We start from the raw sequence: 8960 nt of genomic DNA, 5'->3' as shown, positions 1-8960 counted from the left end.
CCCGCGCCGATCTGCCGCAGCCGCGTCCCGCGCCGGTCTATCTGCGCCCCGCCGATGCCGCGCCCGCGCGCGATGCGCCGCCGGTGATCCTGGCGTGACGCCGGACGCGCTGGCCGCGCTGCATGCGCGATGCTTTCGGAACCCCCGCCCCTGGACAGCCGAGGAGTTCGCAGGCCTGCTGGACACGCGGGGCACGTTTCTGCTGGAGGCGCCGCAGGGGTTCCTGATGGGGCGCGCCATCGCCGGCGAGGCCGAACTGCTGACCGTGGCCGTGGAGCCGCAGGCGCGGCGGGCAGGCACCGGGCGCACGCTGATTGCCGCGTTCGCGGGCAGGGCCGCATCGATGGGGGCCGAGGAGGCCTTTCTGGAGGTCGCCGATGACAACCTTGCGGCACGCGGGCTGTATTCGGCCACGGGGTGGCTGGAATCGGGCGTCAGGCGGCGATATTACGGGCCTGCGACGGATGCGATCGTGATGCGTCTGACGCTGCGTGCGACCCAAGAAGGCGGTTGACCGGCCCCATGCGATGCGCCCTAATCGGGCGATCAGCGGGCCCGTTGAATCGCCCGCGAAAAACAGGATGAGGTTCCTTTATGTCCCTGATGAAATCGCTTCTGGCGGGTGCGGCCATGACCGGTCTGACGGCCGGCGTCGCGCTGGCGGACCCTGCGCTGATCTATGACCTGGGCGGCAAGTTCGACAAGTCGTTCAACGAGGCGGCCTTTGGCGGCGCGCAGCGTTGGGTCGAGGAGACCGGCGGCACCTATCGCGAGCTGGAGATGCAGTCCGAGGCACAGCGCGAACAGGCCCTGCGCCGTCTGGCCGAAAGCGGTTCGAACCCCATCGTCATGACCGGCTTTGCCTTTGGCGACGTGCTGACCAAGGTCGCGGGCGATTACCCGGACACGAAATTCGCCATCATCGACATGGTGGTCGAGGCCCCGAACGTGCAGTCGGTCGTCTTCACCGAGGAGCAGGGCAGCTATCTGGCCGGCGTCATGGCCGGGATGGCGTCTGAATCGGGCACCGTCGGGTTCATCGGCGGCATGGACATCCCGCTGATCCGCAAGTTCGAATGCGGCTTTGCGCAAGGCTTCAAGTCGGTGCAGCCCGAAGGGTCGCTGGTCAGCAACTATACCGGCACGACGCCCGCGGCCTGGAACGACCCCGTCAAGGGTGGCGAACTGGCCCGTGCGCAGAAATCGCAGGGCGCCGACGTGATCTATGCCGCCGCCGGCGGCACCGGCATCGGCGTGCTGCAGGCCAGCGCCGACGAGGGCATCCTGGCCATCGGCGTGGACAGCAACCAGAACGCCCTCCATCCGGGGCAGATCCTGACCTCGATGGTCAAGCGCGTCGACAACGCGGTCTTTGATGCGTTCACGGCGGGCGCCGACCTGGAGCCGGGCGTCAAGGTCATGGACCTGGCCGCAGGCGGCGTGGACGTCGCGGTCGATGACAGCAACGCCGAGCTGGTCACCGCCGAGATGCAGACTGCCGTGGACGAGGCCAAGGCGGCCATCGCCTCGGGCGAGGTCGCGGTGCATGACTTCATGACCGACAACGCCTGCCCGGCGTCGTAATGACCACTGCGGGCGACATGCTGGGGGGGCGGTCGGACACGGCCGCCCCCGCTGCCATCGAGCTGCGCGGCATCTCGAAGGCGTTCGGGGCCGTGCAGGCGAACCGCGACATCAGCCTGGCCGTGCCCAAGGGCACGATCCACGGTATCATCGGAGAGAACGGCGCCGGGAAATCGACGCTGATGTCGATCCTGTACGGCTTTTACAAGCCGGACCAGGGACAGATCCTGGTGGGAGGTCAGCCGATCAGCATCAGCGACAGCCAGACCGCGATCCGCGCGGGCATCGGCATGGTGTTCCAGCACTTCAAGCTGGTGCAGAACTTTACCGTGCTGGAGAACATCATTCTGGGGGTCGAGGACGGCGCCCTGCTGCGCCCGTCGCTGTCCAAGGCGCGCGGCGTGCTGAAGCGTCTGGCGGCGGAATACCAGCTGAACGTGGACCCCGACGAGGTGGTGGAAAACCTTTCCGTCGGTCACCAGCAGCGGGTCGAGATCCTGAAAGCCCTGTACCGGCAGGCCGACATCCTGATCCTGGACGAACCCACGGGCGTCCTGACGCCTGCCGAGGCCGATCACCTGTTCCGCATCCTGCAGGGCCTGCGCGACGAGGGGAAGACGATCATCCTGATCACCCACAAGTTGCGCGAGATCATGGAGATCACCGACAACGTGTCGGTCATGCGCCGCGGCGAGATGGTCGCGTCGGTCAAGACCGCCGAGACCAGCCCCGAACAGCTGGCCGAACTGATGGTCGGCCGCAAGGTGCTGCTGAACGTGGACAAGCAACCGGCGCGGCCCCAGGCCCCGGTCCTCGAGGTGCGCGGGCTGACCATGGTCGATGTCGACGGCGTCGAACGCCTGCGCGGGATCGACCTGGACATCCGCGCGGGAGAGATCCTGGGCATCGCGGGGGTCAGCGGCAACGGCCAGACCCAGCTGCTGGAGATCCTGGGCGGATACCCGGAAAAGGGCGCCAAGGTCGGCGGCACGGTCCGCATGAACGACGCCGCCCTGCCCCTGTCGGGATCGGGCTGCGACGCGGGTCAGCGCCGCCGCGACGGCGTGGGCCACATCCCCGAGGACCGTCAGGTCGAGGGGCTGATCATGGATTTCACCGCCTGGGAGAACGTGGCCTTTGGCTGGCAGGACGCGCCCGAATTCAACAAGGGCTGGCTGATGGACAACGACGCCATCCGCCGCGACGCGCAGGCCAAGATGGAGCGGTTCGACGTGCGCCCGCGCGACTGCCACCTGGCGGCGCGTAACTTTTCGGGCGGCAACCAGCAGAAGATCGTCGTCGCGCGGGAAATTGAGCGTAACCCCGACCTGCTGCTGATCGGGCAACCGACACGCGGCGTGGACATCGGCGCGATCGAGTTCATCCACAAGCAGATCGTGGCCCTGCGCGACGCGGGCAAGGCGATCCTGCTGGTCAGCGTGGAGCTGGACGAGATCCTGGCCCTGTCGGACCGCGTGGCCGTGATGTTCGACGGCCGCATCATGGGCGAACGCCTGCCCGGCCAGACGACCACAGGCGAACTTGGCCTGCTGATGGCGGGCATCACCGATACCAGGAACGTCCCCGATGATGCGGGCATCCCGCCGGGAACCGCCATGCCGGGCGCGACGCAGGGGGCGCATTGATGGACAAGATGCCGAAATGGGCGGACGTCATCCTGACGCCGCTGATCTCTCTGGTGCTGGCGATGGGGATCTCCGCGCTGGTGATCCTGGCCATCGGGGAAAGCCCCTGGATGGCGCTGACCACGATGGTGCAGGGCGCCTTGGGCTCCAGCTATGGCTGGGGCTTCACGCTGTATTACGCGACGAACTTCATCTTTACCGGGCTGGCGGTGATGGTCGCCTATCACGCGGCCCTGTTCAACATCGGCGGCGAGGGTCAGGCGGCGATGGGCGGCCTGGGGGTCGCGCTGGTGCTGCTGTTCCTGCCGCTGCCGCATTGGGCGATCGCCCTGCCGGTGGCGATGCTGGGTGCGGCGGCCTTTGGTGCGGCCTGGGCGTTCATTCCCGCGATCCTGCAGGCGAAACGCGGCAGCCACATCGTGATCACCACGATCATGTTCAACTTCATCGCCGCGGCCACGCTGAACTATGTGCTGGTGAACCAGCTGCGCCCGACGGGCAGCATGGACCCGGCCTCGGCCCGCTTCCCCGAGGCCACGAACCTGCCCGCGCTGACCGACATCGCGGCGGGGCTGGGCTTTGAATGGGGCCGCAACACGCCGGTCAACGTGACCTTCCTGGTCGCACTGGCGGCGTGCTTCCTGATCTGGGTGCTGATCTGGCGCACGCGGTTGGGCTATCAGATCCGCGCCTTTGGCAAATCAGAACCCGGCGCGGTCTATGCGGGAATCAACCCGGTACGCATCACGGTCATCGCCATGATGATCTCTGGCGGGTTGGCGGGCATGATGGCCATCAACAACGTCATGGGCGAATCCGAACGCCTGGTCCTGAACGCGGTCGAGGGGGCGGGGTTCATCGGCATCGCGGTCGCGCTGATGGGCCGCAACCACCCCCTGGGCATCCTGCTGGCGGCGCTGCTGTTCGGCTTCCTGTACCAGGGCGGCGGAGAGCTGGCTCTGTGGACCACCATCCCGCGTGAACTGATCATCGTGATCCAGGCGCTGGTGATCCTGTTCACGGGCGCGCTGGACAACATGGTCCGGATGCCGCTGGAACGGCTGTTCCTGACCATGAAACGGACCAGCCGGGGGGCGGTGAAATGAACATCCGCGAATCGCTGATCGCGATCATCGTCCTGGCCATCTGCCTTGTCTGGGCCTTTGCCGACGGTGCCGCCGCCCAGCAGGGCATCGGCAGCGCGCTGCGCCTGATGACGCCGCTGCTGCTGGCCTGTCTGGCGGGGCTGTATTCCGAACGCGCCGGGGTCTTTGACATCGGGCTGGAGGGCAAGATGCTGATGGCGGCCTTTACCGCCGCATCGGTCGCCTACATCACCGGCAGCGCGTGGCTGGGCCTGGCCGCGGGCATCGCGGGGTCGCTGGCCCTGTCGCTGATCCACGGGCTGGCCTCGATCACCTTCATGGGCAACCAGCTGATTTCCGGCGTCGCGATCAACTTCCTGGCCTCGGGGCTGACGGTGCTGATCGGGCAGAACGCCTTTGGCCTGGGCGGGCGCACGCCGGCGCTGACCGGTGCGGGGCGGTTCAACCCGATCACCCTGCCGGGCGCCGAGGCTGTGCGCGACGTACCCGTGCTGGGCCCGATCTATTCCGGGCTGATCTCGGGGCAGACGATCCTGGTCTATGTGGCCTTCGCGCTGGTGCCGATCACCTGGTGGGTGCTCTACCGCACCCGGTTCGGGCTGCGCCTGCGCGCGGTGGGGGAAAACCCCGCTTCGGTGGACACGGCCGGCGTGTCGGTCACCCGGCTGCGCTATACCGCGGTGGCCATCGCCGGGGTGCTGTGCGGCATCGCGGGCGCTATCTGGCGACCGGCCTGTCCGCGGGCTTCGTCAAGGAGATGACCGCCGGGCGCGGCTTCATCGCGCTGGCGGCGCTGATCTTTGCCAAGTGGCGCCCGTGGCAGGCGCTGTTCGCGACCTTCCTGTTCGGCCTGCTGGAGGCGATCGCGAACCTCTATCCGAACCTGGACCTGGGGGTCGTGGTGGTGCCGTCGATGTTCATGAACGCGCTGCCCTATATCCTGACGGTGGTGATCCTGGCCGGTTTCGTCGGCCGCGCCATCCCGCCCCGCGCCGGAGGAGAGCCCTATGTCAAAGAGCGCTGAGCTGGCCGCCCTGATCCGCGACCGCGCGGGTCCGGAGGCCCCGGAATACGGGCTGATCCTGGGGTCCGGCCTGGGCCACCTGTCGTCCAAGGTCGATGGCGTGGCGATCCCCTATGACGACCTGCCGGGCTTTCCCCATGCGGGCGTGTCGGGCCATGTCCCCCAGCTGGTCATCGGCCAGCTGGAGGGAGTTCGGGTCGCGGTGTTCGGTGGCCGCTCGCATTACTACGAATCCGGGCGGGCGGACGCGATGCGCCTGCCGCTGGAGGTGCTGGCGGCACTGGGGTGCCAAAAGCTGATCCTGACCAATGCAGCAGGCTCACTGCGCCCCGACATCCCGACCGGCGGGCTGATGCTGCTGAACGACCACATCGCATTCGCCGGCACCAACCCCCTGATCGGAGAGGCGACCGACGCGCGCTTCGTGCCGATGACCGACGCGCATGACGTGGCGATCCGCGAAGCCCTGCTGGAGGCTGCGGCGGCCGAGAGGGTCGAGCTGCCTCAAGGCGTCTATTGCTGGTTTTCCGGCCCCAGCTTCGAGACCCCGGCCGAGATCCGCGCCGCGCGCACGCTTGGCGCGGATGCGGTGGGCATGTCGACGGTGCCGGAAATCATCCTGGCGCGGTTCCTGGGCCTCAGGGCGGCGGCCATTTCGGTGATCACCAACATGGGGGCCGGGCTGTCCGACGAATCGATCAGCCACGACCACACCAAGGCGATGGCCCCCCTGGGGGCGGCCAAGCTGGAAACGGTGCTGCGCCGGTTCCTGCAGGATCAGGCCAGGTAGCGGGCGAACCAGTCCAGCGTCCGCTGCCACGCCAGTTCCGCGGCCTCGGGGTCGTAACGCGGCGTTGAATCGTTGTGGAAGCCATGGTTGGTGCCCGGATAGACATGCGCCTCGAATGTCTTGCCGGCCTCGGTCAGCGCGGCCTCATAGGCGGGCCAGGTGGCGTTGACGTTCTCGTCGATCTCGGCGAACTGGAACAGCAGCGGCACCTCGATCTTGGGAACGTCCGCGACGGGGGCCTGCCGGCCGTAGAACGGCACCGACGCGCCCAGCTCCGGATAGGCCACCGCCAGCGCGTTGCACACGCCCCCGCCATAGCAGAAGCCCACGGCACCGACCTTTCCGGTCGACTGCTCATGCGCCATCAGGTGTTCGGCGCCCGCGAAAAAATCGTTCATCAGCATGGTCGGGTCGACCTCGGCCTGCAGGGCGCGGCCTTCCTCGTCATTGCCGGGATAGCCGCCCTTGGAGGTCAGCCCGTCCGGCGCCAGCGCCAGATAGCCCGCCTTGGCCAGCCTGCGCGCGACATCCTCGATATAGGGGTTCAGGCCGCGGTTCTCATGGATCACCAGCACCGCGGGCCAAGGCCCCTCGCCCGCCGGGCTCACCTGATAGGCGCGCACGTCGCCATGCCCCTCGGGCGAGGGATAGGTCACGTATTCCGGCAGGATGTCGGGGTCGGTAAAGCTGACCTGCTGGGCCAGCGCATAGTTCGGGCGCAGCATGTTCAGCAGCGCCAGCGCGGTGACGCCGCCGACCGCGAACTTGCCCGCCCGGTCCAGGAACTGCCGCTTGGTGATGCGGCCGTGGGCATAGAAATCGTACAGCTCCAGCAGCTCCTGCGGGAAATCCTTGGCACTCATCCGGGTCATCGCGCTCTCCTGACATGGGGTCGCGGTCAGACTAGGCCAGCCCGCGCCCCTGCCCGATCACAAATCAGAGACCGCCGCGCGGATGTCGCCCGGATCCGCCGCCGGGCGCGCACCGCCCGCGGTCATGCGGGCCAGCGCGGCCTCGACCCGGCCGGTGGCGGCGTCCAGGTCGGACAGCCCGTCCAGTGCGACGATCTGTCCGCGCCCGTCATCGTGACGCGACCGGTGCTTGTCATAGCGGGGGTCGTAATGGTCGCGCAGCAGCCCTTCGGACAAATGCTGCCACTCGCCTTGGGCCAGCGCCTGCCGCCAGCCCTCCACGCGCTCTGCGGGGTGCAGGGGTGCCATCAGGTCCAGGATCGCCGACACGCGCGCCGGGTCGTCGACCATGTCGCCATAGGTGGCGGCGGTAAAGGCCGCGCGAGCCGCGACCGGTACCCGCAGCTGCAGGCGGGGCGCGGCGCAGATCGCCTGCACATGGCCTTGGGGACGGTGATCTGGCCGATGCGGCTGCTTTCCGCCTCGACCAGCAGGGGGCGGGTGGGGTCCAGCCCCTCCAGCGCGACGGCCAGACGGCCTTCGAACATCTTCTGGCTGGGCTGGCCATCAGGATGGCCGCCGAACAGGCTGCCGCGGTGATGGGCCAGCCCCTCGAGGTCGATGACCTGATGACCGCGCAGGGCCAGCCGCTGCAGGATCGCGGTCTTGGCGCTGCCCGTGTTGCCGTCCAGCACGATCACGGGGGCCGCGATCGGCCCGTTCTGCACCCGGTCGACAACCAGCGTCCGCCACGTCTTGTAGCCGCCCTGCACCCGCGCCACGCGCCAGCCGATCTGCGACAGGATCGTGGCAAAGCTGCCCGACCGCTGACCGCCGCGCCAGCAATAGATCAGCGGCTGCCACGCGCCGCCCCGGTCTGCCAGCGCGCCCTGCAGGTGCCGCGCGGCATTGGCCGCGACCAGCGCCGCGCCCAGCTTGCGGGCATCGAATGGCGACACCTGCTTGTAGATCGTGCCCACGCGGGCGCGTTCCGCATCCGTCAGGACGGGCAGGTTGATCGCACCGGGCAGGTGATCTTCCGCGAATTCCGCAGGCGCGCGGACATCGATGATGTCGTCGAACCCGGCCAATGCCGGGTCCGCCGCGCTGGCAAGCGTCAGGTCCAAGATCAGAAGACGTAGACGGGCGTGCCGATCGGCACCTGGTCGAACAGGCTGATCACGGCCTCGTTGCGCATGCGCAGGCAGCCGTTGGAGACCGCGCTGCCGATGGATCCGGGCTGGGTCGTGCCGTGGATGCGTATGGCGGTGTCGTTGCCGCGGTCGTCGTACAGGTACAGCGCCCGCGCCCCCAGGGGGTTCTGCGGTCCGCCCGGCATGCCGTCGGCGTATTTGGCATAGGCGTCGGGATTGCGTTCGATCATGTCGTTGGTCGGGCGCCAGCTGGGCCATTCGACCTTGCGGCCGATCGTGGCCTTGCCCTTCCAGACCAGCTCGGCGGTGCCGACGGCCACGCCGTACCGGATCGCCTTGCCCGGTGCGACCACGTGATACAGGTAGAAATCGCGGCTGACGACGACGATGCTGCCGGTCTCGAAATCGTCACGGATGGCGACCTCGGTCGGGGCAAAGCGGTCGACCGCCGCCTCCTGCGCGCCGGCAAGCGTCGGAGCCAAGGGTGCGGCCACCAGCAGGGCGGCCAGAGAGATCATCTGACGACGGTTCATGGCGCAGTTCCAATCGGTTTGCTTTCCCACCGGATACCGCGAAACACCCCCGCCCCGCAACTCACGAGGGCGTTCGGCCCCCTCGCGGCCTTGACCCCGCGTCCCCCGGGCCACATCTGTCACCCATGACCCAGACCGCCGCCCCCCCGACCGCCCTGCCCGTGACCCGGCTGGCCATCCGCGGGATGAGCTGTGCGGCCTGTTCGGCCGGT

7 protein-coding genes and 2 pseudogenes are annotated in these 8960 nt (G+C 68.3%); 6 read left to right on the top strand and 3 right to left on the bottom strand.

The genetic code is table 11. From position 1 onward, the window contains the following. Nucleotides 1-94: 94 nt before the first annotated feature. The 6 genes and pseudogenes from TY51_RS17405 to TY51_RS17380 all read left to right on the top strand — a co-directional run bounded on the left by TY51_RS17405 (nucleotide 95) and on the right by TY51_RS17380 (nucleotide 6150). Nucleotides 95-514, top strand: a complete 420-nt coding sequence (locus TY51_RS17405; RefSeq protein WP_042251970.1) for a GNAT family N-acetyltransferase — start codon at nucleotides 95-97, stop codon at nucleotides 512-514. 80 nt (nucleotides 515-594) lie between these two features. Then, nucleotides 595-1584, top strand: a complete 990-nt coding sequence (locus TY51_RS17400; RefSeq protein WP_042251967.1) for a BMP family protein — start codon at nucleotides 595-597, stop codon at nucleotides 1582-1584. Then, nucleotides 1584-3230, top strand: coding sequence for an ABC transporter ATP-binding protein (locus TY51_RS17395; protein WP_081995216.1), 1647 nt, complete (start codon nucleotides 1584-1586; stop codon nucleotides 3228-3230). The genes TY51_RS17400 and TY51_RS17395 overlap by 1 nt, the downstream gene beginning before the upstream one ends. Next, entirely contained in the window at nucleotides 3230-4336 is a 1107-nt protein-coding gene (locus TY51_RS17390) for an ABC transporter permease (RefSeq protein ID WP_042251965.1), read from the top strand. The genes TY51_RS17395 and TY51_RS17390 overlap by 1 nt, the downstream gene beginning before the upstream one ends. Before the next feature lie 107 nt (nucleotides 4337-4443). Beyond that, nucleotides 4444-5360 (top strand): annotated as a pseudogene (locus tag TY51_RS17385) (ABC transporter permease). After that, nucleotides 5344-6150: a purine-nucleoside phosphorylase gene (locus TY51_RS17380; protein WP_042251962.1), complete on the top strand. Its 807-nt coding sequence runs from the start codon at nucleotides 5344-5346 to the stop codon at nucleotides 6148-6150. Before TY51_RS17385 ends, TY51_RS17380 begins: the two are co-directional and overlap by 17 nt. Here the strand turns inward: TY51_RS17380 and yghX are convergent. From yghX to TY51_RS23705, 3 genes and pseudogenes are all read right to left on the bottom strand, one after another. After that, complete coding sequence (gene yghX / locus TY51_RS17375; RefSeq protein ID WP_042251959.1) at nucleotides 6138-7022, bottom strand: YghX family hydrolase; 885 nt, start codon at nucleotides 7020-7022, stop codon at nucleotides 6138-6140. The two genes, TY51_RS17380 and yghX, sit on opposite strands and share 13 nt — an antisense overlap. A gap of 57 nt (nucleotides 7023-7079) precedes the next feature. Beyond that, nucleotides 7080-8188: pseudogene (mnmH, locus tag TY51_RS17370) on the bottom strand (tRNA 2-selenouridine(34) synthase MnmH). Between the two features lie 2 nt (nucleotides 8189-8190). Next, nucleotides 8191-8748 (bottom strand): L,D-transpeptidase, encoded by a 558-nt coding sequence (locus TY51_RS23705; RefSeq protein ID WP_042251957.1) that lies wholly within the window; start codon nucleotides 8746-8748, stop codon nucleotides 8191-8193. Between the last annotated feature and the right edge of the window lie 212 nt (nucleotides 8749-8960).

Origin of the sequence: Paracoccus sp. PAMC 22219, assembly GCF_000787695.1 — a bacterium.
GTDB lineage: Bacteria > Pseudomonadota > Alphaproteobacteria > Rhodobacterales > Rhodobacteraceae > Paracoccus.
This window is presented reverse-complemented; position numbering and strand designations above follow the sequence as displayed.

Excerpts from the sequence above, each read along its gene's own strand:
- TY51_RS17380 (WP_042251962.1), top strand. The coding sequence starts at position 5,344 with ATGTCAAAGAGCGCTGAGCTGGCCGCCCTGATCCGCGACCGCGCGGGT.
- TY51_RS17395 (WP_081995216.1), top strand. The coding sequence starts at position 1,584 with ATGACCACTGCGGGCGACATGCTGGGGGGGCGGTCGGACACGGCCGCC.
- TY51_RS17390 (WP_042251965.1), top strand. The coding sequence starts at position 3,230 with ATGGACAAGATGCCGAAATGGGCGGACGTCATCCTGACGCCGCTGATC.
- TY51_RS23705 (WP_042251957.1), bottom strand. The coding sequence starts at position 8,748 with ATGAACCGTCGTCAGATGATCTCTCTGGCCGCCCTGCTGGTGGCCGCA.
- TY51_RS17400 (WP_042251967.1), top strand. The coding sequence starts at position 595 with ATGTCCCTGATGAAATCGCTTCTGGCGGGTGCGGCCATGACCGGTCTG.
- yghX (WP_042251959.1), bottom strand. The coding sequence starts at position 7,022 with ATGACCCGGATGAGTGCCAAGGATTTCCCGCAGGAGCTGCTGGAGCTG.